Here is a 22,139-nt window from a genome sequence, read left to right as displayed (position 1 = left end):
GGGGGGGGGGGGGGGCGTGGGGTGCGGCCGGGGGGGGGTGTTGGTGCCGGGCCCCCCCCCCCCCCCCGGGGGCGGCGGGGGGGCGGGGGGGGGCGCGCCCCCCCCCCCCCCCCGCCCCCCCCCCCCCGCCCCGCCCCCCCACGCCGGGCCGGCGTGCGCCGCGGGCCTCCGGAGAACCGAAGTCCGCCATTGGCATGGACCTGTCCATCACGAGTGGCTACCCTCTATCCATCCGTACGAGAGCGCTCTCAGACGCGGTTGTTCCACCCCCACCCTGTTGGAACGACGAAGGGCAACTCCCTTGCGACACCGCAGACTCAAGTACGCCGGACTCGCCGTCCTGCTCCTGGCCGGCAGCTGGACCGCCGGCTCCGCCCTGCCCGCGGCGGCGGACGACTCCCCCGCACCGGCCGCCGCGGACTCCCGGCCGGTCTCCACCGGACTGCTGGCCGCGATGCAGCGCGACCTCGGACTGACGCGGCGTCAGGCCGAGGAGCGGCTCGCGGCCGAGCGCACCGCCACCGCCGTGGAGCCGCGGGCCCGCACCGCCGCCGGAGCCTCCTACGGCGGTGCGTGGTTCGACGCGGAGGAAGGACGGCTGACCGTGGCCGTCACCTCCGACGCCTCCCCCACGACCCTGCGCGCGGTCCGCTCCACCGGCGCCGCCGTGCGCACCGTCGAGCACAGCGCGCGTGAACTCGACGCGGCCAAGGAGCGGGTGGACCGGCTGCCCGCCCCACGGGGGGTGAGCAGCTGGCACGTCGACCCCGAGGCCAACGCGCTGGTGGTCGAGGTGGTCCGGGACAGGGCCGCCGACAACGATGTCCGCCGGTTCGTCTCCCGGGCCCGCGCGGCCGGTCCCGTCAGTGTCGAGACGGTCGCCGCCGCGCCGCGCACCTTCGCGGCGGGCACGGTCGGCGGTGACCCGTACTACACGGGCAACGTCCGCTGCTCCATAGGCTTCTCGGTGCACGGCGGGTTCGTCACCGCGGGGCACTGCGGCCGGGCGGGCGCCGGTGTCAGCGGCTGGGACGGCTCCTACGTCGGCGCCTTCCAGGGCTCGTCGTTCCCGGACAACGACTACGCCTGGGTGAACGTCGGCAGCGGCTGGTGGACCGTACCGGTCGTGCTCGGCTGGGGAACCATCCCCGACCAGCTGGTGCGCGGTTCGGCCGAGGCGCCGGTCGGCAGCTCGATCTGCCGGTCGGGCTCGACGACGCACTGGCACTGCGGCAGGGTGCTGGCCAAGAACGAGACGGTGAACTACAGCCAGGGCGCGGTGCACCAGATGACGAAGACCAGCGTGTGCGCGGAACCCGGCGACTCGGGCGGCTCGTTCCTCAGCGGTGACCAGGCGCAGGGCGTCACCTCGGGCGGCTGGGGCAACTGCGGCAGCGGCGGGGAGACCTGGTTCCAGCCGGTCAACGAGATCCTCAACCGCTACGGGCTGACCCTGCACACGGCCTGATCCGCGGCGGACCCGGGGGCTCCGGAAGCTCCGGCCGGCGGGCCGGTCACGCCCCCGGGTCCGTCCGCCGGCGCACGGGACCCGTGCGCCGGCGCCCCCGGGCCCGTACGCCGGCACCACGGGCCCGTGCACAGGCGCCCCCGGCCCCGCCCCCGTGGCCGCGCGCGGGAGTCAGCCCTCCAGCGCCAGCCGCATGAGCGTGAGGTCGAACCACCGGCCGAACTTCAGTCCCGCCTCGCGCACCGTGCCCACCTCCGTGAACCCGAACCGCCGGTGCAGCCGGATCGACGTGGCGTTGCCCGACTCGATCCCGGCGATCATGCTGTGGTGCCCGGCCGCGCGCGCCGCCTCGACGAGGGCGCCCAGCAGCGCGCCGCCGATCCCCAGCCCCTGGCTGCCCTCGCGGACGTAGACGGAGTTCTCCACGGTGTGGCGGTAGCCGTCGAGGTCGCGCCAGGGGCCGTAGACCGCGAACCCGACGACCTCGCCGCCGGACTCCGCGACGAGCGCCGAGCCCCGCGCGAGGTGCGCGGCGAGCCAGACCGCGGCGTCGGCCGGCGACTGCCGGGTGTCGGTCCACAGGGCCGTCGAGGTGGCGACGGCGTGGTTGCGGATGACGCGGATGGCCTCGCCGTCGGCCGCGGTCGCCGGACGGACCCGCACCACCTCACGCTTCTCATATATTGTCACCATGTCCAACATAGTAGATCCCCTGGTGGGGCGGATCGCCGTCCGCGTCCGCGCCGAGCGCGAGCGGCGCGGCTGGACCCTCAACGAGCTGGCCGAGGCCTCCGGGGTCTCCCGCGCCATGATCCACCGGATCGAACGGGGCGAGAGCAGCCCCACGGCCGTCGTGCTCGGCAAGCTGTCCGCCGCCTTCCGGCTCAGCGTCTCCTCGCTGCTGGCGCTCGCCGAGGGCGAGGCGCCCGGGCCCGACGGCACGGCCGGGGTGCGGCGGTCGGGGGACGCGACCGAGTGGCGGGATCCGGACACCGGCTACCGGCGCCGTCAGATCACCGGACCGCGCTTCCCCGCGGAGACGGCGGAGATCCGGCTGCCCGCCGGGGCGGCGGTGTCGTACCCGGCGGCGTCCTTCGCGTTCGCCCGGCAGGTGGTGTGGGTGCTGGACGGACGGCTGACCTTCCACGAGGGGACCACCGTCCACGACCTCGGCCCCGGCGACACCGTGGAACTCGGCGAGCCCGCGCCCTGCACCTTCGCCAACGAGGGCGCCGCCGAGTGCCGGTACGTCGTCATCCGCGCCCAGGCCGAGCGGCCGTGAGCGGCCCGGGCCTCCCCCGGTACGGCACCCTGCTGCTCGCGGGCACCGCGGCGACGGCGATCGCCGACAACCACGTCCTCCAGCCCTCCCTCACCGACGTGGCCGCCGACCTCGGCCTGTCCCCCGCCACGGCGGGGCTGGTCCCGACGGCCACTCTCGTCGGCTGCACGGCGGGGTTCGCGCTGCTGCTGCCGCTCACCGACCGGGTCGCCCCGCACCGGCTGGTCGGCGTCCAGCTGTGCGCCCTGGCCGCGGGGCTCGTGCTGGCCGCCGTCGCGCCGAACGCGCCGGTCCTGCTGACCGCCTGTCTGCTCGTCGGCGCGACGGCCGGGGTCGCGGCGCAGGCCGGCGCCATCGCGGGCCGGTACGCCGCACCCGGCCGGCGCGGCCGGGCCATGGCCACGGTCGCCACCGGTCTGTCCGCCGGCATCCTGCTGGGCCGCTGGGCCGGCGGGAGCCTGGCCGACCTGCTCGGCTGGCGCCGCATGCTGCTCGTCTTCGCCGGCCTCGCCCTCCTCGGCGCGCTGGCCACCTCGCGGTTCCTGCCCCGCGAGCGCCCGCGGCCCGGGGAGGGTTATCCCGCCGCGCTCGCGGCCATGGCGCCCCTGCTGCTCCGGCACCGCCCGCTGCGCCGCGCCGTGGCCCTGGGCGGCCTGTGGTACTTCGCCTTCAACGTCGTCTGGGTGGCCCTCTCCCTGACGCTGGCGCGTCCGCCGTACTCCCTCGACGCCACCGCCATCGGCCTGTACAGCCTGGCCGGCCTCCTGGGGTTCGTGGCGCTGCCGTTCACCGGCCGCCTGGTCGACCGGTACACGCCGGGCCGCGTCACCGTGGGGGCCGTGACGGTCGCCGCGCTCGGCACGGCGGTCCTGGCCGCGGGTTTCCCGCACCCGCTGGCGACCGTGACGGGGCTGGCCCTGTTCGACGCGGGCTGTTTCGCCGCGCAGGCCGCCAACCAGAGCGTCGTCGTCGCCGTCGATCCCGACCGCGCCGGCAGCCTCACCGGCGTCTACCTCGTGCTCTACTTCGCCGTCGGCGCGCTGGGCGCGGCCCTCACCGGCCCCCTCCTCGACGCGGTCGGCTGGCGGGGCACGATCCTCACCGCCCTGAGCGCCCTCCTCGCCGCCGCCGGACTCGCCGCCGCCGGACTCGCCGCCGCGCGCCGGGGAGCAGCCCGGCCGGGCGGGGGCACCGGAGAGGACCGGCACCGGCAGGCCGCCCTCCGGCGCCCCTGACCCCGGGGGGACGCGGCCCCGGGGGGCGGCCTGCCGGCGCACGCCCGCCCGGTTCCCGCCGCGCGTTCCGGCGGGGACCGACGGGTTCCGGCGGGTTCCGGCGGCCGTCCCGGTCTCCACGGTGCGCGGCCGGCCCGCGCACCGGCGGGCCGGCGGAACGGTGAGCGTCCTGCTCACCCGGACGGCGATGTCCGGGCCGAGCCCGCCCGTCCTGATGCGTGACCTCTGGCGGCCAGCCGCCACGGTCCGCCGTCCGCCCTCCCCCGTCCGCCGTCCGCCGTCCGCCGCGCACGCTCCGGCGTACGCCGCCTGCCGTCCGCGGGCCGGGTGCGACCGTCCCCGGCCGGCCTGCAACCGCTCTGGCCGAAAACGTGTCTTCGTCGGCGTGGCCCGATGTGCCGGGGCGCGGTGACACGGGCGTAGCACGGGCTGGGGGACGGCGATGAACACATGGGCTGTACCGGGGTACTCCGAGTCGCTCGAACTCGGGTCCGGGGCGAGCGGGCGGGTGGTGCTGGCCGTCCACGAGCCGACGGGGGTGCCGGTCGCGGTGAAGTACCTCAGCGAGTCGCTGCGGACGCGGCCGGGCTTCGTGCACGGGTTCCGCGCGGAGGCGCAGCTGCTCGCCGGGCTGAGCAGCCCGCACGTGGCGGGTCTCTACGAGTACGTCGAGGCCACGGACGGCGCCGCCATCGTGATGGAGCTGGTGGACGGCGTCTCGCTGCGGGCCGCGCTGACGCGGCAGGGCCCGCTGTCGCCCGAGGCCGCGCTGGCCGTCCTCAAGGGCTCCCTGCTCGGTCTCGCCGACGCGCACCGGGTCGGTGTGGTCCACCGGGACTACAAACCGGAGAACGTCCTGGTCTCGCCCGAGGGCGTGTCCAAACTGGTCGACTTCGGCATCGCCGTGGACGCCGGTGTGCGGGCCGGTGCCGCGGGGACGCCCGCCTACATGGCCCCGGAGCAGTGGACCGGCGCCCCGGCCTCGCCCGCCGGTGACGTGTACGCCGCCACGGCCGTCTTCTTCGAGTGCCTCACCGGACACCGGCCCTACACGGGCGACCACCTGGCCGAACTGGCGCTGCAGCACGTCGAGGGCGCGATCCCGGTCGCGGAGGTGCCCGAGGCGGTGCGGTCGCTGGTCGGCCGGGGGCTGGCCAAGTCGCCGGAGCACCGGCCCCGCGACGCGGCGGCGTTCGTCGCGGAGCTGGAGGGCGTCGCCGCGGCGGCGTACGGGGGCGACTGGGAGGAGCGGGGGCGGGGCCGGCTGGCCGCGCTGGTCGCGCTGTTCCTGTTCCCCCGTCCGTCCGGCCGGGAGATGCCGACGACCGCCACCGACACGGCCCGTACGGTGTTCGGCCGGGGCGCGGGCGGCAGGCTGCGGCCGTGGCGGCCCACCTGGCCGGGGCTCGCGGTGTCCGTGGCCGTCGTGCTCGTGGCGGTCCTGGCGGCGCGCGGCACCGGCGCGGACACCGTCGCCGACTCCCGCCAGGCGGCGCAGGACCTGGCCACCACGAGCGCCGCACCCGTCGCGCCCGCCTCGCCCACGGGCACGGTCCCGCCGGGCGCCGCGTCGCCGACGGCCGCGGCGACGCCTTCCGACGCGCCGTCCGCCACCGCCTCGTCCGCCACCGCCTCGTCCGGCAGCCCGGCTGCACCGTCCCCGCCCCCGTCGCCCTCCGCGTCGCAGGCCGTCCCCAGCGCGGGACCGGCCACGGCGGAGCCCACGGTGACGGCCCCTGCGAGCGCGACGACCGGCGCCTCCGTCCCCCCGGGCCCGCCCGCGGTCGAGGGCGTCACCGTGACCGGCTTCCGGCAGACCGGGCCCGGCACGGCCACGGCGACGGTCACCGTCACCACGGACGGCACCGGTCCGTTCTCCGTCACCGTCGGCTGGTTCACCGGCGACGTCGGCGGCCGGCCGGGGACCGCCGACGGGGCACCGGCGACGCAGCGGCGCAGTGGTGCCACGCGGTACTCCTTCACCGTCGACCACGCCTTCGAGGGCACCGGCTGCTACTGGACGGTCCGGGTCGGCACCGGCCCCGCCGCCGCCGGTGGCGACGCCTCCCAGCAGCTCCTGACCAGGCGGTGTGAACTCCGATGACCACCCCCGACGACGCGGCGCCCGCGCCCGGCTCCCTCCCCCCGGCGAACCCCGCGGCCGGGGACGACGACTACAGCGCGACCGTGCTGGCCAGCCACTGGGTCCAGCTGCCCGAACCCGAACCCGGATCCGGCTCCCGCCCCGCTTCCGTCCCCGCCCCCACCCCGTCGGCCCCCACGGTGGCCGCTCCCGGCGACGGGACCGTGCTGCGCTTCGGTCCCGGCGTGACGACGGCGGCCCTGACCCGGCACCCGCGTGCGACGCCGCCCGCGCCCGTGCCTCCCCCGCCGCCGCGCCGCCGGCTGCGGCGCCACGCACTGCCCGCCCTGGTACTGGCCGCCGCCGTGCTGTTCCTGTTCTGGCGCGAGCACACCGCGCCCGCGGTGGGCGTGCGCGAGGTGTCGGTGGGGGTCGCGCGGGAGCTCCAGGGCTGTGACACGACCGCCGTCGTGGTCGGGGTCGTCCGCACCGACGGCCGGCCCGGCACGCTCTCCTACCGGTGGGTGCGCGGCGACGGCACCTCCTCCGCCGTACGGCACGCCGCGGTCGCGCGGGGACAGCATCAGGTGCGGCTCCAGCTGCTGTGGACCTTCGAGGGTCCCGGCCGGCACGCGGCGGTGGCCGAGCTGCGGGTGCTGTCGCCCGAGCGGCGGTCGGCCGAGGTCCGGTTCGTGTACGACTGCCCCTGATCACCGTCCGCCACGGGTGCCGTCGGTGTGCCGCCCCGTGCGCCCCGACGGGGGGCGTCGACCGCTCGCCGGGGCGGGCGCACCCGGGTGGTCCGGCCCGGTCGTGCGACGGCCGGCGTTCGGGCTTGTGATGTCCCGGGCCGTCCGGACCACGGTGAGGAGGCGATCCGGGACGTCGGGCCCGGTGTCGGTGTGCGGGGCCCCCGTTCCACCCAAGTGACGGTGCGTGGCCGCCCGTCGCCGCCGGCCGCACCCGGCCTGGGGTGCGGGAGCCGGCCTCCCGGGGGCGGAGCGCGGGCGGGATCCGTGTCGCCGCCCCGGGGCCGGGTACGCGGGCGACCCGGGGAACCCGCCGCGCCCTCAAGACGACGGGGGAAGCGCCCGGGAGCGTTCGGGCCGTGCGGCCGGGGAGGGTGCGCTCCCGCTCGGTCGACGGGAGCGGTAGAAAGGAACGGACGCCACGGGCCCGCGCTTCCCGGTGGGCCGAGAGGAGGCCACGGCAGCCATGAGGACGATCGGAACAGGGGGCACGAGTCCGCGCGAGCGGCTGGGACAGGGCCTCTTCGCGCGCGTCGCCGGGCCCGACGGGGTGCGCAACCGCGCCCGCATCCACGGCACGCCGGGCCCGCGCTGGTTCGGACCGGAGCGTCCCGTCCGCCGGGTGCACGGCGACGCCTCGATGTTCGTCGGCGGGCTGTCCGCCCTGCTGCTCCAGTCCCTGCACCCGCTCGCCATGGCCGCCGTGGCCGCGCACTCGGGTTTCCGGGGCGACCCGTGGGGCCGGCTCCAGCGCACCAGCACCTTCCTCGCCACGACGACGTACGGCACCGCCGACGCGGCCGCGGAGGCCTGCGAGCAGGTCCGTGCCGTCCACGAACGCGTCCGCGGGGTCACCGCGAGCGGGGAGCCGTACCGCGCCTCGGACCCGCACCTGCTGGCCTGGGTGCACGTCGCCGAGGTCGACAGCTTCCTCCGCGCGCACCAGCGCTACGGTCTGCGGCCCCTGTCGGACGCGGAGTGCGACGGATACGTCGAGGACACGGCGCGGATCGCCGTCGCCCTCGGCATCCCCGATCCGCCGCGCAGCAGGGAGGCGCTCACGGCGCGGCTGTCCGCGTACCGCCCGGAGCTGCGCGCCACCCCCGAGGCCCGGGACACCGCCCGCTTCCTCCTGCTGAACCCGCCGGTTCCCCTGGTCGCCCGCCTGCCCTACGGCGTGCTGGCCGCCAACGCCGTGTCGCTGCTCCCCGAGTGGGCCGCCGCCGAGCTGCGCCTGCCCCGGTTCGCCGTGGTCGACCACCTGTGCGTACGGCCGCTGGGCGCCGCGATGACGGCGGCGATCCGCTGGGCGATGGCGCCGGCCCGGCGTGCGGTGGTCGCGCCGCCGGTCTGACGGGGGTGGTGCCGGGCGTGCCGCCTCACGCCGCCCGGATGCGGTCCCGGGACCGGTTCGGGACCGGGACCGGGACCGGGCGGCGGGGGGCCGAGGGGATGCGGCGGGTGGTGGTCTGGGCGGCGCGCTGCGGCCGGACCCGGTAGGTGGTCTTCGTGGGGTCGGTGAGGGGGTCGCCGAGGATGATGCGGCCGGCGGCCTGCAGTTCGTCGCACTCGGCGGTGGGGAGGGCGACGTAGCAGCCGCCTCTGCCGGTCGCGGAGTCCAGCGGGCGCCAATAGCTGTACCTGCGGCGGCCGTTGGCGTGCACGGTGACGAAGACCGGCGTGCGGGCGTCCGAGACGATGCGCAGGATGTCGGCCGTGGCCGGGGTGCGAGGCGTGTCGGCGGACTGCGGCCGTATCGCGGTGAGCGGCATCAGCGGTGACCTCTTTCAGACAGGGACTCGAGACCGCCTACCCCGTCTTGCCAGGAGTTGATCTCGCTTTCGCGCATTCTTCAACATACCGCTGACAACGCGTCGGGGGGCGACGCCCCGGGCGTGGCGTCGCCCCCTTCTCAAGTCCCCCTGTTACAGGGCGCGTTCCAGGCGTTCCGCGAGGAGCTGCGTGAAGCGGGCGGGCTCCTTCGGCCGGCCGCCCTCCGCGAGCACCGCGAGGCCGTGCAGGAGTTGGGCGTCCTCGGCGAGCGCGGCCCGGTCCGCCCGGTCGCGCAGGGCCCGGTTGAGGCCCTTCACGAGCGTGTGGTCGGGGTTGAGTTCGAGGATGCGCCGGGCGCGCGGGACGTCCTGGCCCATGGCGCGGTAGAGGTTCTCCAGTGCCGGGGTCAGGTCGTCGGTGTCGGAGACCAGGCAGGCCGGGGAGACCGTGAGCCGGGAGGACAGCCGGACCTCCTTGACGTCCTCGTCGAGCTGCTCCTTCATCCAGGTGAGCAGGTCGGCGTACTCCTCGTTCTGCTTCTCGCGGTCCTCCGCGGGCTTCTCCTCGCCGCCGTCGCCGTCGAGGGCGAGCTCGCCCTTGGCCACGGACCGCAGCGGCTTGCCGTCGAACTCGGCGACCGCGTCGGTCCACACCTCGTCGACCGGGTCGGTCAGCAGCAGGACCTCGATGCCGCGGTCCCGGAAGGCCTCCATGTGCGGCGAGTTCTCGATGGCCTCGCGGGAGTCGCCGGTCATGTAGTAGACGGCGTCCTGTCCCTCCTTCATCCGCTCCGCGTACTGCTTGAGCGTCGTCGGCTCGGAGGCGTCGTGCGTGGTGGCGAACGACGAGACGGCGAGGAGGGCGTCGCGGTTGTCCGCGTCGGTGATGAGCCCCTCCTTCAGGACGGGGCCGAACTCCCGCCAGAACGTGGCGTACCGGTCGGGGGCGGTGTTCATCATGTCCTTCACCGAGGACAGGACCTTCTTGGCCAGCCGCCGGTGCATCAGCTGGATGTGGCGGTCCTGCTGGAGGATCTCGCGGGAGACGTTGAGCGAGAGGTCCTGGGCGTCGACGACGCCCTTCACGAACCGCAGGTACGGCGGGAGGAGCGCCTCGCAGTCGTCCATGATGAAGACGCGCTTGACGTAGAGCTGGATGCCGCGCTTGTAGCCCTGGGTGAACAGGTCGTGCGGGGCATGCGCGGGGATGAACAGCAGCGCCTGGTACTCGAAGGTGCCCTCCGCCTGGAGCCGGATGGTCTCCAGCGGGTCGTTCCAGTCGTGGCTGATGTGCTTGTAGAGCTCGTGGTACTCCGCTTCCTCGACCTCGTCGCGCGAGCGCGCCCAGAGGGCCTTCATCGAGTTCAGCGTCTCGGGTTCGCGGGCGGCGCCGTCGCCGTCGTCGTCGCCCGCCGGGGCCTGCGGGGCCAGCCGGATCGGCCAGGTGATGAAGTCCGAGTACCGCTTGACGATCTCCCGCAGCTTCCAGGGCGAGGTGTAGTCGTGGAGCTGGTTCTCGGGGTCGGCGGGCTTGAGGTGGAGGGTGATCGTGGTGCCCTGCGGCGCCTCGTCGACGGTCTCCAGCGTGTAGGTGCCCTCGCCGCGCGACGACCAGCGCGTACCGTGCGCCTCGCCGGCCCGCCGGGTCACCAGGGTGACCTCGTCGGCCACCATGAAGCTGGAGTAGAAGCCGACGCCGAACTGCCCGATGAGGTTCTCGGCGCCGGCCTCGTCGTCGGCCTGCCGCAGCTGTTCGAGGAACTTCGCCGTGCCGGAGTTGGCGATGGTGCCGATCAGCTCCGCCACCTCGTCGTACGACATGCCGATGCCGTTGTCCCGCACGGTCAGGGTGCGGGCCTCGCTGTCGGTCTCGATGTCGATGTGCAGATCGGACACGTCGGCGTCCGGCGCGTCGTCGCGCAGCGCCGCCAGGCGCAGCTTGTCCAACGCGTCCGAGGCGTTGGAGACGAGTTCCCGCAGGAAGACGTCCTTGTTCGAGTAGATCGAGTGGATCATCAGCTGCAGGAGCTGACGGGCCTCTACGCGGAACTCAAACGTTTCGGTCGGCATGATGGGTGACTACCTCTCCGTCCCAGGTCATCCGGAACTGACTGACGGCAGTCACTTTAGAACAGCCGGTCACCGGCCCGCCCGGCCGGTCACCGCCGGGTGCGCAGCCGGTCCAGCAGCCGGCGCGCCTGGGCCCGCCGGCGCGGGTCGGACGCCGTGCGGCGCACCTGCTCCATGGTGCGGCGGCCCTGGGGGCTCCTGCTGAACTCCTTGATGCGCTGGATGACGGTGGCCATCGTCGTCCTCCTCCGGTCGGATCGGTCGCTGTCCCCGTCCGCCTACCCGGCCGGGCGCCGATCAGGCCCGAGGGGTCCGGCCGGTGGGCGGGTCCGGGCCTCGCGGGGCGGTGCGCCGGCCGCGGGCATGGGACGGGAAGGAGGGGGCAACCGACGTGCACCCGCCGCCCGCGACCGCGCGGCGGCGGACGGCACCGCGACCGCGGTCCGCGTACCGGAGGGAGTCACCGTCATGACCTCGGCCCAAGGCCCGTACGGACAGCCCACACCCCCGTACGGGCAGTCCACGCCCTCGCCCTCGCACGGACAGCCCATGCCCTCGTACGGCACGCCGCCCGAGCGGCGCAACGGATTCGGGATCGCGGCGCTCGTGCTGGGCATCGTGGCCGTCGTGCTCTTCTGGACCGTCTTCGGCGGCATCGTCCTCGGGCTGCTCGCCGTGGTCTTCGGCGTCCTGGGGCACCGCCGCGCCCGGCGCGGCACGGCCACCAACGGCGTCATGGCCATCGTCGGCGCGGTGACGGGCGCCCTCGGTCTGATCGGCTCGTCGGTCATCCTCGCCGCGGGCGTGTCGATGCTCAACTCGGACGAGTTCAAGAACTACTCCGACTGCGTCGAGCACGCCGGCACGCAGGCCGAACGCGAGCAGTGCGCGAAGGACTTCGACCGGGACGTGAACAACTGATCCACCGCTTCCGGCGTTTCACGCCGGGCCACCGAATGCCCTGACGCCCCGTCCCGCCTGCTTCGGGGCGGGGCGTCAGGGCGTCCGGTCCGAGGCGGGCCACACGTAGGGCAGGTCGTCGGGCACGTCCGGGAAGAGGGGGCCGTAGAAGTCCGGATCCTTGCGCACGAGCGCGGACCGGTGGCTGCGGTGGAAGTCCGGGTCCCCCAGCCACGGCGGCAGTTCACCGGCGTCGGCCAGCTCCGGCTGGGTGCGGACGCCGGTGTCGCCGCAGCTGCCGGCGAAGCCGGTCATGAGGGAGACGGCGCAGGTGTCGGCGCGGCCGGCCGCGGTCCACGTTCCGCAGATCTCCAGGCCGTAGCGGACCAGCGCCTCCTCGTAGCCGGTCCACATGCGGACCGCCGGATGGTGCCGCCAGCCGTAGCCGGGGACGGTCAGACCGCGCAGCACCTGGAGGGTCTCGACGCGCTGCTTTCCCAGCCGGCGCGGGTCGAGGACCGCGGCGGACGCGGTGAAGTCGGTGTGAGGGAGGAAGGTCTGCACGGGCCGCCCCTGGCGGGAGAACGCGGAAGAACGCGGAGCGCGTGGGAGAAGCGACCGGCCGTCGGCCGCACGCCGCGGGAGCGTGCGGCCGACGGCCGGTCGGGCGGACGGGCCGTCGTGGCCGGTCGGCAGGTCAGCCGGTCAGCCGGTCAGACCGTCCTGGCCGGTCAGCCTGTCGAGCCGTCGTGGCCGGTCAGCCGATCGGACCGTCCTGGCCGGTCAGCCGGTCGAGCCGTCGTGGCCGGCGGGCCGTGGCCCGGTCGGTCAGGCGGCGGCGAACCTGTCCCACGCGCGGTGCTCGCCCAGGAGACGGGTGAGCTGTTCCAGGACGGCCGTGCCCGAGGCGCCGGCGACGACGCCCGGTGCGACGGCGGGCACCCCGGACGCGTCGAGGACGGCCTCGCCTCCCGCCCAGGCGCCGAGGGCCTTGCCGTGCCGGAAGGCCTCCGACACCAGCAGGCCGACGCGCGGGTCCACGGGTGCCGGGCCCGCGGCGGCGGGGAGCCCCTTGGCGTCACGGGCGCCGTAGGCGTCGCCGCCCACGGCGGGGGTTCCCGCCAGCAGCAGCGCGTCGAACTCGACGGACCGCGCGGTGGCGTAGGTGCGCTGCACCGTCAGGGGACCCAGGGTGCCGCCGACCGGGCCGATCACCAGGGGGACCATGCCGCCTTCGAGGACGGCGTCGCGCACGGCGCGCACCCCGTCGAGGTCGCCGTCCGGTCCCGCGACGATGCCGATGATCCGGCCGTCCGTGGGCCAGGTGCGTCCCACCTGCGACAGGGCCGGACTGGGCTCGACGTCCGCGAGCGGCACGGTCGGCTGCGGCGCCGGCAGACCGAGGCCCTTCGCCACCTCGCCGCACAGCTCCGGGTCGATGTTGGCCAGGACCTGCAACGCCCTTTCCCTGATGGCCTGTTCGTAGCACTTGGAGAGTTCGAAGGTGTAGGCGCCGATGATGTGCTCGCGCTCCACCGGGCTCATGCTGAGCCAGAACCGGCGCGGCTGGCTGAAGTGGTCCGCGAACGACTCGGGCGCCTCACGCACCTTGGTGGACGCGGGCAGCGGCACCGGTGTCTCGATGTAGGCGCCGGTGTCCGCGCCGGCGGTGAACGGGCAGCCGCCGTCGAGGGAGTTGGGCCGGTAGGGGGCGACACCCCGGTGCACGGCCGTCTGGTGCATGCCGTCGCGCAGCATGTCGTTGACCGGCGCGTGCGGCCGGTTGATGGGCAGCTGGGGGAAGTTGGGGCCGCCGAGCCGGGTGATCTGGGTGTCGAGGTAGGAGAACAGGCGCCCGGCCAGCAACGGGTCGTCGGTGACGTCGACGCCCGGTACGAGATGGCCGACGTGGAAGGCGACCTGCTCGGTCTCGGCGAAGAAGTTCGACGGGTTGCGGTTGAGGGTCAGCAGCCCGACCGGCCGCACGGGGGCCAGCTCCTCGGGGACGAGGTTGGTCGGATCCAGCAGGTCGATGCCCTCGAAGGTCTGGTCGGGGGTGTCGGGGAAGGTCTGGATGCCCAGCTCCCACTGGGGGTACGCACCCGCCTCGATGGCGTCGGCGAGGTCCCGGCGGTGGAAGTCCGGGTCGACGCCGTTGATGATCTGCGCCTCCTCCCACACCAGGGAGTGCACACCCAGCTTGGGCTTCCAGTGGAACTTCACCAGCGTCGTGCCACCGTCGGCGGCGACCAGGCGGAAGGTGTGGACGCCGAAGCCCTCCATCGTGCGGTACGAGCGCGGGATGCCCCGGTCGGACATGTTCCACAGGGTGTGGTGGGTGGCCTCGGTGTGCAGGGTGACGAAGTCCCAGAAGGTGTCGTGGGCGCTCTGGGCCTGCGGGATCTCGCGGTCCGGGTGCGGTTTTCCGGCGTGGATGACGTCCGGGAACTTGATGGCGTCCTGGATGAAGAAGACCGGCATGTTGTTCCCGACCAGGTCGAAGACGCCCTCGCTGGTGTAGAACTTCGTCGCGAAACCGCGGGTGTCCCGCACGGTGTCGGACGAGCCGCGCGACCCCAGCACCGTGGAGAACCGCACGAAGACGGGCGTCTCCTCGTCCTCCGCGAGGAAGGCGGCCTTGGTCACGGAGGCCGCCGTGCCGTAGCTCTGGAACACCCCGTGGGCCGCCGCGCCCCGGGCGTGCACCACCCGCTCCGGGATGCGCTCGTGGTCGAAGTGCATGACCTTCTCGCGCAGGTGGTGGTCCTGGAGCAGCACGGGGCCGCGGGGTCCGGCCTTGAGCGAGTGGTCGGTGTCGTGGAGGCGGGTTCCCTGGGCGTTCGTCAGGTAGCTGCCGGACTGCGCGACGCGGGCCTGGTCGGCTCCCGTGGGCTGTCCCGTCGGGGAGACGGTGTCGGGCCCGCTCTGGTCCGGCTTGGGCGGCAGGGGGTCCGTCGGCCGGGTCGGCTCGGCGACCGGAGGGGACTGGGGCCCCGGCTTCCCGGGGATCCCGTCCTCCGGCCCCGCCCCGTCGGCGCGCAGGGTGTCGACGACCTTCTCCGCCGCCCGCTTGATGGGATTGCTCTCGCTCATCGCTTCCTTCGCTTCTCACTCGTGGAGCGGATGTGTGCCGGGTCCGCGCGGCGGTCCGGCTGCCGACGGCAGCGGAGGGCTTACGACACCCGCCGCCACCTGCTCGCGGGTGGCGGCGGACCAGGGGACCACGGCGTCAAAGGCACACAGGGGCCTACGAAAAGGTGGTTCCGCGCATCAATCTGGCACGGTCGGGAGTCCGCCGCAGTGGCTCGTCCACCAGCCGGGTGAGCGGCGGCGGGACCCGGGCGGAACCGGAGCGGGTCGCGCGCCGCGGACGGACGCACCGGGCGGGCGCGGCGCTACGCCCCCTTCGGATCCGCGGGGGCCCGGTAGTCCTCGGAGCGGACACCGGCCTCCTCCATCGCCTCGCGCATCGTGCGGCCCGACGCCGGGACGGGACGGGAGGAGCCCCCGGAACCGGTGCCCCCGCCGATCACCTCGTCGGTCGTACGGGTCTTCTTCCGGTTCTCTTCCGGCACCGTCATCACGGCCGCCCCTTCCGCGCACGTCGAACAAGTCGCGGGCCGAGTACCCGATGCCCGCGAGGCACACACGCCGATACCGGCCGGCGGGGCCGGAAGCGCCCCGCCGGCCGGTCGGGAGGTGCGAGTGCGGGTGCGGGTGCGGGTGCGGGTGGGAACGGGAACGCGGGTGCGGGTGCGGGCAAAGAGGGCGGGTGCGGGTGGTGCGGTCAGACGGTCCCCGGCAGGCAGGTACGGAGACCGGTGACCCGGTTCTCGCCGAAGCCGTAGCCGGCGAAGGTGGCGACGTCGTGCGGTGCGAGGGTGCGGCAGGGGGCCCACTGGCCGTCGGCGTGGTCGACGGTCACGCTCACGGTGGTGTCGCAGTCGTTGACGACGGTGGTGTGGCGCCGGTCGGCGTAGTGGTGCACGCAGTCGGGGGCCGGCGTCCCGGGCGGATCGGCGATCGCGGCGCGGGAGACCGCCGGGCTCGTCAGCAGGACGGTGAGTGCGGCGGCGGCCGTGGCCGCGGCCCGTGCAAGGAGATGCGGCATGTCTTCTCCCCAAGAGGTGAGGGTGGACGGACGGATGACGGTGGGGCGTCCTGACGCGCCATCCTCACGACTCCTCACCTCTTGCGCAAAGGGATGAAGATGTTTTCAGACGTCGTCCAACCGTGAAGCAAAGCGACTGCTCAGCACGGGTGCGAGGTCTGCAATTCCTGCCATCCGGCCCGGTGCCGGGACCGGCGGGAGCGGTTCACTCGGAGCGGCCCCGCACGGCGAGGAAGTGCTGCGCGGGCAGGTTGCCGGCGGCGGACGGGGAGGGGATGACCGCGGCGAGATCGCGCTGGATCCGTTCGGCCTCGCCCCGCACCTGGGTCGGGATGTCGCCCCGTTCGGCGACGAGACGATGGAAGATCGGCGTTTCCTGGAACACGTAGGCACGTCACTTTCGGCAGACGGCGGCCCCGGCAGGGCCAGTTGGGCCGGCGGACAGCCACGGTCGACGGGCGGTCCGACACCGGTGTCGACCCCTGTCCACCGAGTCGGACCGGGTCACCGGACGCCGACTCGCTCCCACGCCGGTCGGGCAGGGGCCAGGACATCGTAGACGGGTGCGAGGGGGGACCTTCCGCCGCCCTCCCCGATCGGCCGGAGCCGCTCCGGCGGACCCGCCCGCGGACGGTGGCCGGCCGTACCCGGACGGCGGACGGCGACCCTCGGCCGGGGGACGCCCCTCGGGCGGCGAGGAGCGACGGCCGCGGGCGCCGAAGGCCGACCGCCGGAGGGCGGGAGGTGACGACCGCCGGAGAGCGGGACGGGACGGCCGCCAGGGCGGGACGGGCCGACCACCAGGGGGGGGGGACGGCACGGGACCGCCGCCGGGGGCGGGACGGACTGACGGGCCGTCACCCGGAAGGCCGTACGACGGGCCACGTACGGACGCGACGGCAGGTGGCGGCGAATTCCTGCACTTAATGTCACTTGTCATGTTTTCACTTCAGAAACACCTGACGTGCCGTCACGCGCACGGACCGCTCCGGTCGGCCCGCCCCGCCCTGTGGCTCGGCCTGCCCGTCGCCGCCCTCCTGACCGTCATGGCCCCCGCCGCCGGGGCGGCCCCGGGCGCCCCGGCGGAGGCCGACTGGGACGCCATCGCCCGCTGCGAGTCCAGCGGCAACTGGCGGGCCAACACCGGGAACGGCTACTACGGCGGCCTGCAGTTCTCGCAGCGCAGCTGGGTCGCCGCAGGCGGACTCAGACACGCGCCGCGAGCCGACCTGGCGAGCAGGGAGTCGCAGATCGCCGTCGCCCGCCGGCTCGCGGCGATGCAGGGCATGAACGCCTGGGGCTGCGCCTGAGCACCCGCGCCCGGTCCTCCCGGCGCCCCCGGTCACGAGGGCGCCGGGATCTCCTGTTCGGCCCAGATGATCTTGCCGCCGGGCGTGTAGCGCGCTCCCCAGCGGTGCGCGAGCTGGGCGACGAGGAACAGGCCCCGGCCCCCCTCGTCGGTGCTGCGGGCGTGCCGGAGACGGGGGGCCGTGCTGCTGGCGTCGCAGACCTCGCAGGTCAGCCGGGCGTCGCGGAGCAGGCGGAGCCGGATGGGGGGAACGGCGTGCCGGATCGCGTTGGTGACCAGCTCGCTCACGACGAGTTCGGTCGTCATCACCAGGTCGTCCAGCCCCCACGCCTCCACCTGGCGGGTCGCGCGGGCCCGGGCGTCGGCGACGGCGGCCGGGTCCACGGGGACCTCCCAGGACACGACGTCGTCGGCGCCCAGGGCGCGGGTGCGGACCAGGAGCAGGGCGACGTCGTCGGGCCGGGGCGCGGGCACGAGGTGCCGTACCGCCGTCGAGCACAGCGTGTCGAGGTCGCCGTCCGGGTGGGCCAGCAGTTCGCCGAGCCGGGTCATGCCCCGTTCCATGTCGCGGTCGGCCCCTTCGACGAGGCCGTCGGTGTAGAGGCCCAGAAGGCTGTTCTCGGCGAGTTCGATCTCGGTGGTCTCGAAGCCCATGCCACCGAGCCCGAGCGGCGGCCCGGCGGGAACCTCGGGGAAGGAGGCCCGCCCGTCGGGCGAGACCACGACGGGGGGCGGGTGTCCGGCCCGGGCGATCGAGCACCGCCGGGTGACGGGGTCGTAGACGGCGTAGAGGCACGTCGCGCCGAGGAAGGTGGCCGCCGTCGTGCGGGCCGCCTCGTCGCCGCCGTCCTCCGCGCTCAGCCGGAGCACGAGGTCGTCGAGGTGGGCCAGCAGTTCGTCGGGGGGCATCTCCATGTCGGCGAGGGTCTGCACGGCGGTGCGCAGGCGGCCCATCGTCGCCGCGGCGGTGATGCCGTGCCCCACCACGTCCCCGACGACCAGGCCGACGCGTGCCCCGGAGAGCGGGATGACGTCGAACCAGTCGCCGCCCACGCCGTCCGTCGGGTCGGCCGGCAGGTAGCTGGAGGCGACCTCCAGCGCGGAACCGCCGGTCAGGACGTCCGGCAGCAGGCTGCGCTGCAAGGTGACGGCGGCCGTGTGCTCCCGGGTGTAGCGCCGCGCGTTGTCGACGCACAGGGCCGCCCGCGCGACCAGTTCCCGGGCCAGCAGCACGTCGTCGGACTGGAAGGAGACCGGGTTGAGCGAGCGGACGAACGTGGTGACGCCCAGGACGGTGTTCCGCGCCCGCATCGGCACGGAGATCAGCGAGTGCAGGCCGAACTCCCGGATCCGCTCCGCGCGCGCGGGCTCCTCCGCCACCCACAGGCTCTCGGAGGGGTCGAGGACCGGGATGAGGATCGCGTCCCCGGCCATGAGCAGGCGCATCCCGTGCGGGGGCGGGAGGAAGCCCACCCGGTCGCCGATCTGCGCCACCGCCTCCGGGCAGCCCTCGCGCACCGACCTCAGCGCGGCGCGGCGCATCACCGGTCTGGCGGGCGCCGGGCCCGCGTCGGTCAGCCACGTGCCATGGCCCTCGGTGCTGAGGACCGGCTCCAGGAGGTCGACGATGACGAAGTCGGCGAGGCCCGGAACGGCGAAGTCGGCGAGTTCCTGGGCCGTCCGCATCACGTTCAGGGTGGTGCCGACGCGGGTTCCGGCCTCGTTGACCATCGTCAGCAGGCGGCGCGCGTTCCACCGCTCGGTGACGTCCAGGACCATGTAGCAGACCCCGGTGACCGCGTCGCGGGCGTCCACCAGCGGGAAGAACGAGGTCGAGTAGGCGTGCTGCCGGTGCGGGTCGGCCCAGCTCCAGCCCACGTACTCGTAGTCGGTGATCGGGGCGCCCGTCTCCAGGACCTTGCGCATGAGGCCTTCGAGCGTCTCCGCCTGGAGGCCGGGGAGCAGCTCGCTCAGCCGGTGTCCCAGGCGCTGCTCGCGGGGGACGCCGCCGAAGCGCTCCAGGGTGTCGTTCAGCCACACGTACCGCAGGTCCGGGTCCATCACCGCCATGCCGATCGGCGAGCGGGTCAGGAACCCGTCGAGGACGGACTGGCCCACCGTCCACCGCGTCCGCCGCTCACGGGCCGAGAGCAGGAAGCACTCGTCGTCGCCCAGGCGGAAGGACGCGGAGACGCGCAGGTCGACGTCCAGGGACCGGCCGTCGCGGTGGCGTACGGAGACGTGTCCGTTCCACCCCATGCCGGCGCGGCAGTGCTCGGCGACGGCGGCCACCCGCGCCGGGTCCGCGGGCATCGCCACCAGACGCGCGGCGGGCCCGCCGACCACCTCGGCCGCCGGGCGGCCGAGCAGCGCCTCGGCCGCCCGGGTCCAGCCCACGACGACGCCGGCGGCGGTGACGACGGCCGCCGCGTCGGTGGACGCGTCGAGAACCCCCTCGGCACCCCCGGCCGCCGGCCCGCCGGCCCTCACGACCGGCACCGCGCCGGGAACGCCACCGGACGCACCGGCCTCCGCCCCGCCGGAACGGCCACCGGACGCACCGGCCTCCGGCCCCCCGGGACCGCCGTCGGCACGACCGGACGCCGGCCCGGCAGGGCTCCGGCCGGGCCCGGCGGGCAGCGGCCCCCCGGAGACCTGCCCGGACTCGGCGCGCAGCGGCACACCGGGCACGCCACCGGGCTCACCGGCCGGCGGTCCGTCGGGCACGTGTCGGGGTCCGTCGGGCGGCGGACCCTCGGGAGTACCTCGAGCAGATTCCATGGCTGCCATCCTCTTCACGACCATGGTCCTGCTAGTCCGGCCGATGCGCACGGCACCGGCCGGACCGGCCGGTGCCGGCGGCGGCCCGGCTTCCGGGAACCGCCGTGCGGGGGGAGCATGGAGGGGCCGGTGCCCGCGATCCGGGTGTGCGGCGGTACCGGCCGTCGCCGCCCCGTCCCGCCTACCGGTGGAGGAGGCTCAGGGATGACGTCCGATTCCTTCCGGTCCGGCGACGACCCGTACGGTTCCGGGCAGCCCCGCACCACCGGCCTGCTGGACCTGCTGAGCGTGGCGGCGGTGGTCCTCGACACCGAGGGGCGCATCGTCTTCTGGACGCCGCAGGCCGAGGAACTGTTCGGTTACACCGCGGCGGAGGCCCTGGGCACGCACGCGGCGCGGCTGTTCATCGACCCCGAGCACCTGCAGTCCGTCGTACGGCTGTTCGCGGAGGTCCTGGAGACCGGCCGCGGCTGGGCCGGCGCGTTCCCCGTCCGGCGCAAGGACGGCAGCAGCCGTCTGGTGGAGTTCCGCAACATCCGGCTGCAGGACGACCTGGGGGACGTCTACGCCCTGGGCATCGTGGCCGACCACCAGGTCCTCCAGCGCGTCGAGACGGACCTCGCGCTGTGCGAGCGGCTCATCGACCAGTCCCCGATCGGTCTGGCCCTCGTCGACACCGAGCTGCGGTACCTGCTCGTCAACCCGGCGCTGGAGCGCATCGACGGCATTCCCGCCGGCGATCACGTCGCGCGTCGGCTGCGGGAGGCGCTGCCCCTGCCCGACATCGACACCGTCGAGTCGGCGCTGCGCCAGGTGATCGCCACCGGCACCCCGCTGCTCGACCAGTTCCACGTGGGCCGGCCGCCCACCGACCCGGACCGCGAGCACGCGTGGTCGCTGTCCTTCTACCGGCTGGAGGATCCGGGCGGCAAGGTCCTCGGCGCGGCCCTCTCGCTGGTCGACGTCACCGAACGCCACCGCGCGGCCGCCGAGGCCGACCGGGCCCGCAGACGCCTGGCGCTCATCGCCGACGCGTCCGCGCGGGTGGGCACCACGCTGGAGGTGGAGCGGACCGCCCGGGAGCTCGCCGAGGTCGCCGCGCCGCAGCTCGCCGACGTGGTCGCCGTCGACATCCTCGACTCGGCGCTGGCCTGCCGCCGCGGGCGCCGGCCGGACGAGGGGCCCGAGCTCTTCCGCGCCCTCGCGCTCAAGGCGTCCCACCCCACCGCGGCGGAGCGTGCCGCCGACCCGCCGGGCGACCTCACCCGGTACGAGGGCGACCGTCTGGTCACCCTGTGCGTGCACAGCGGCCGGCCGGTCCTGGTACGGCACGTGGGCGAGCGTGATCTGCCGCGCATCGCCCGCAGCGCCGAGGCCTGCGCGCTCCTGGCGGAGGCCGGGGTGCACTCGTACCTGGCCGTCCCGCTGATCGCCCACGGCGAGGTGCTGGGCGCCCTGGACCTGAAGCGCACCCGCAACCCGCTCCCCTTCGACGAGGACGACGTCGTCCTCGCCGCCGAGCTGGCCGGCCGCGCCGCCGTGGCCATCGACAACGCGCGCTGGTTCCAGAGCGTGCGCAACACCGCCCTGACCCTCCAGCGCAGCCTGCTGCCCGACCACCCGCCCCGGCACCCCGGCCTGGAGCTGGCCTCGCGCTACCAGCCCGCGCAGGCCACCAGCGAGGTGGGCGGCGACTGGTACGACGTCATCCCCCTCTCCGACGACAAGACGGCGCTGGTCGTCGGCGACGTGATGGGCAACGGCATCGACGCGGCCGCCACCATGGGCCGGCTGCGCACCGCCACCTGCGCGTACGCGGACCTCGAACTCGACCCCGGCTCGGTGCTCCAGCACCTCGACAAGATCACCCGCGGCCTGGAGCACTACATCGTCACCTGCCTCTACGCCGTCTACGACCCCCGTACGGGCCGGTGCCGGATCGCCAACGCCGGCCACATGCCGCCCGCGCTGAGCGGCCCCGGTCACGAACCCCGGCTGCTCGACCTGCCCACCGGGGCCCCGCTGGGCGTCGGCGGCGTGCCCTTCGAGACCACCACGACCGACCTGGTCCCCGGCGATCTGCTGGTCCTCTACACGGACGGCCTCGTGGAGACCCGTCACCACTCCATCGACGACCGCCTCGACGTGCTGCTCGGCTTCCTCGACGAACCGGGGCGCCCCCTGGAGGAGACCTGCGACCTGCTCCTGCACGGCCTGCGTCATCCCGAGGACCACGACGACGTCGCCCTTCTCGTCGCCCGGACCGTGTAGTCGACGGTGCGTCAGGGATCCGCCCCGCGCCGATCCGGCGCCCCCGCTGCCCCGACGACGCCCGGTCCCTTCCGCGTCCGGCAACCCACCGCCTCGAAGCCCGAGACA

General features: G+C 74.9%; 19 protein-coding genes. 9 read left to right on the top strand and 10 right to left on the bottom strand.

The genetic code is table 11. The features are described 5' to 3' along the window. The first annotated feature begins 301 nt into the window (after positions 1-301). Entirely contained in the window at positions 302-1,468 is a 1,167-nt protein-coding gene (locus tag ACF09K_RS32800) for a S1 family peptidase (protein WP_392248976.1), read from the top strand. Between the two features lie 171 nt (positions 1,469-1,639). On the opposite strand, the gene ACF09K_RS32795 is transcribed toward ACF09K_RS32800, so the two are convergent. Further along, complete coding sequence (locus ACF09K_RS32795; protein WP_392248975.1) at positions 1,640-2,161, bottom strand: GNAT family N-acetyltransferase; 522 nt, start codon at positions 2,159-2,161, stop codon at positions 1,640-1,642. Between ACF09K_RS32795 and ACF09K_RS32790 the strand changes: the two genes are divergently transcribed. The 5 genes from ACF09K_RS32790 (at position 2,160) to ACF09K_RS32770 (ending at position 8,171) form a co-directional block, all read left to right on the top strand. Beyond that, on the top strand, positions 2,160-2,750 hold the full coding sequence (locus tag ACF09K_RS32790; protein ID WP_392248974.1) for a helix-turn-helix domain-containing protein: 591 nt from the start codon (positions 2,160-2,162) through the stop codon (positions 2,748-2,750). The two genes, ACF09K_RS32795 and ACF09K_RS32790, sit on opposite strands and share 2 nt — an antisense overlap. Then, the gene (locus tag ACF09K_RS32785) at positions 2,747-3,985 is read left to right on the top strand and encodes an MFS transporter (RefSeq protein WP_392248973.1); all 1,239 of its coding nucleotides are present in this window, start codon (positions 2,747-2,749) and stop codon (positions 3,983-3,985) included. Before ACF09K_RS32790 ends, ACF09K_RS32785 begins: the two co-directional genes overlap by 4 nt. Before the next feature lie 442 nt (positions 3,986-4,427). Continuing rightward, entirely contained in the window at positions 4,428-6,089 is a 1,662-nt protein-coding gene (locus tag ACF09K_RS32780) for a serine/threonine-protein kinase (RefSeq protein ID WP_392248972.1), read from the top strand. Then, positions 6,086-6,778, top strand: coding sequence for a hypothetical protein (locus ACF09K_RS32775; RefSeq protein ID WP_392248971.1), 693 nt, complete (start codon positions 6,086-6,088; stop codon positions 6,776-6,778). Before ACF09K_RS32780 ends, ACF09K_RS32775 begins: the two co-directional genes overlap by 4 nt. 505 nt (positions 6,779-7,283) lie before the next feature. Continuing rightward, entirely contained in the window at positions 7,284-8,171 is an 888-nt protein-coding gene (locus tag ACF09K_RS32770; protein ID WP_392248970.1) for an oxygenase MpaB family protein, read from the top strand. A gap of 25 nt (positions 8,172-8,196) precedes the next feature. On the opposite strand, the gene ACF09K_RS32765 is transcribed toward ACF09K_RS32770, so the two are convergent. From ACF09K_RS32765 to ACF09K_RS32755, 3 genes are all read right to left on the bottom strand, one after another. Next, complete coding sequence (locus ACF09K_RS32765) at positions 8,197-8,589, bottom strand: hypothetical protein (RefSeq protein ID WP_392248969.1); 393 nt, start codon at positions 8,587-8,589, stop codon at positions 8,197-8,199. 153 nt (positions 8,590-8,742) lie between these two features. Next, positions 8,743-10,659 carry a molecular chaperone HtpG gene (gene htpG, locus ACF09K_RS32760; RefSeq protein WP_392248968.1) on the bottom strand — a complete coding sequence of 639 codons (1,917 nt, stop codon included), beginning with the start codon at positions 10,657-10,659 and terminating at the stop codon, positions 8,743-8,745. Positions 10,660-10,748: 89 nt separating this feature from the next. After that, positions 10,749-10,895: a hypothetical protein gene (locus ACF09K_RS32755; RefSeq protein WP_366060574.1), complete on the bottom strand. Its 147-nt coding sequence runs from the start codon at positions 10,893-10,895 to the stop codon at positions 10,749-10,751. A 313-nt stretch (positions 10,896-11,208) separates the two neighbouring features. On the opposite strand from ACF09K_RS32755, the gene ACF09K_RS32750 reads away from it, so the two are divergent. Beyond that, entirely contained in the window at positions 11,209-11,580 is a 372-nt protein-coding gene (locus tag ACF09K_RS32750) for a DUF4190 domain-containing protein (RefSeq protein ID WP_392248981.1), read from the top strand. A gap of 75 nt (positions 11,581-11,655) precedes the next feature. On the opposite strand, the gene ACF09K_RS32745 is transcribed toward ACF09K_RS32750, so the two are convergent. The 5 genes from ACF09K_RS32745 to ACF09K_RS32725 all read right to left on the bottom strand — a co-directional run bounded on the left by ACF09K_RS32745 (position 11,656) and on the right by ACF09K_RS32725 (position 16,055). Then, complete coding sequence (locus ACF09K_RS32745) at positions 11,656-12,123, bottom strand: MSMEG_6728 family protein (protein WP_392248967.1); 468 nt, start codon at positions 12,121-12,123, stop codon at positions 11,656-11,658. Positions 12,124-12,387: 264 nt separating this feature from the next. Continuing rightward, positions 12,388-14,652, bottom strand: a complete 2,265-nt coding sequence (locus ACF09K_RS32740; protein WP_392248966.1) for a catalase — start codon at positions 14,650-14,652, stop codon at positions 12,388-12,390. A 302-nt stretch (positions 14,653-14,954) separates the two neighbouring features. Further along, positions 14,955-15,140: a hypothetical protein gene (locus ACF09K_RS32735; protein WP_392248965.1), complete on the bottom strand. Its 186-nt coding sequence runs from the start codon at positions 15,138-15,140 to the stop codon at positions 14,955-14,957. Between the two features lie 206 nt (positions 15,141-15,346). Beyond that, positions 15,347-15,670, bottom strand: coding sequence for an alpha-amylase (locus ACF09K_RS32730; protein ID WP_392248964.1), 324 nt, complete (start codon positions 15,668-15,670; stop codon positions 15,347-15,349). 205 nt (positions 15,671-15,875) lie between these two features. After that, complete coding sequence (locus tag ACF09K_RS32725; protein WP_392248963.1) at positions 15,876-16,055, bottom strand: hypothetical protein; 180 nt, start codon at positions 16,053-16,055, stop codon at positions 15,876-15,878. Positions 16,056-16,608: 553 nt separating this feature from the next. On the opposite strand from ACF09K_RS32725, the gene ACF09K_RS32720 reads away from it, so the two are divergent. Beyond that, positions 16,609-16,980 carry a transglycosylase family protein gene (locus tag ACF09K_RS32720; RefSeq protein ID WP_392248962.1) on the top strand — a complete coding sequence of 124 codons (372 nt, stop codon included), beginning with the start codon at positions 16,609-16,611 and terminating at the stop codon, positions 16,978-16,980. A gap of 32 nt (positions 16,981-17,012) precedes the next feature. Here the strand turns inward: ACF09K_RS32720 and ACF09K_RS32715 are convergent, their stop codons facing one another. Then, positions 17,013-19,478, bottom strand: coding sequence for a SpoIIE family protein phosphatase (locus tag ACF09K_RS32715; protein WP_392248961.1), 2,466 nt, complete (start codon positions 19,476-19,478; stop codon positions 17,013-17,015). 486 nt (positions 19,479-19,964) lie between these two features. Between ACF09K_RS32715 and ACF09K_RS32710 the strand changes: the two genes are divergently transcribed. Next, positions 19,965-22,031, top strand: a complete 2,067-nt coding sequence (locus ACF09K_RS32710) for a SpoIIE family protein phosphatase (RefSeq protein WP_392248960.1) — start codon at positions 19,965-19,967, stop codon at positions 22,029-22,031. Positions 22,032-22,139: the final 108 nt, after the last annotated feature.

Origin of the sequence: Streptomyces sp. NPDC014882, assembly GCF_043081325.1 — a bacterium.
Taxonomy (GTDB): domain Bacteria; phylum Actinomycetota; class Actinomycetes; order Streptomycetales; family Streptomycetaceae; genus Streptomyces.
This window is presented reverse-complemented; position numbering and strand designations above follow the sequence as displayed.

Bases quoted from the DNA above. Each gene is read 5' to 3' on its own strand.
- ACF09K_RS32790 (WP_392248974.1), top strand. From the start codon at position 2,160: ATGTCCAACATAGTAGATCCCCTGGTGGGGCGGATCGCCGTCCGCGTC.
- ACF09K_RS32795 (WP_392248975.1), bottom strand. From the start codon at position 2,161: ATGGTGACAATATATGAGAAGCGTGAGGTGGTGCGGGTCCGTCCGGCG.
- ACF09K_RS32780 (WP_392248972.1), top strand. From the start codon at position 4,428: ATGAACACATGGGCTGTACCGGGGTACTCCGAGTCGCTCGAACTCGGG.
- ACF09K_RS32775 (WP_392248971.1), top strand. From the start codon at position 6,086: ATGACCACCCCCGACGACGCGGCGCCCGCGCCCGGCTCCCTCCCCCCG.
- ACF09K_RS32770 (WP_392248970.1), top strand. From the start codon at position 7,284: ATGAGGACGATCGGAACAGGGGGCACGAGTCCGCGCGAGCGGCTGGGA.
- ACF09K_RS32765 (WP_392248969.1), bottom strand. From the start codon at position 8,589: ATGCCGCTCACCGCGATACGGCCGCAGTCCGCCGACACGCCTCGCACC.
- htpG (WP_392248968.1), bottom strand. From the start codon at position 10,659: ATGCCGACCGAAACGTTTGAGTTCCGCGTAGAGGCCCGTCAGCTCCTG.
- ACF09K_RS32755 (WP_366060574.1), bottom strand. From the start codon at position 10,895: ATGGCCACCGTCATCCAGCGCATCAAGGAGTTCAGCAGGAGCCCCCAG.
- ACF09K_RS32750 (WP_392248981.1), top strand. From the start codon at position 11,209: ATGCCCTCGTACGGCACGCCGCCCGAGCGGCGCAACGGATTCGGGATC.
- ACF09K_RS32740 (WP_392248966.1), bottom strand. From the start codon at position 14,652: ATGAGCGAGAGCAATCCCATCAAGCGGGCGGCGGAGAAGGTCGTCGAC.
- ACF09K_RS32735 (WP_392248965.1), bottom strand. From the start codon at position 15,140: ATGACGGTGCCGGAAGAGAACCGGAAGAAGACCCGTACGACCGACGAG.
- ACF09K_RS32730 (WP_392248964.1), bottom strand. From the start codon at position 15,670: ATGCCGCATCTCCTTGCACGGGCCGCGGCCACGGCCGCCGCCGCACTC.
- ACF09K_RS32720 (WP_392248962.1), top strand. From the start codon at position 16,609: ATGTTTTCACTTCAGAAACACCTGACGTGCCGTCACGCGCACGGACCG.
- ACF09K_RS32710 (WP_392248960.1), top strand. From the start codon at position 19,965: ATGACGTCCGATTCCTTCCGGTCCGGCGACGACCCGTACGGTTCCGGG.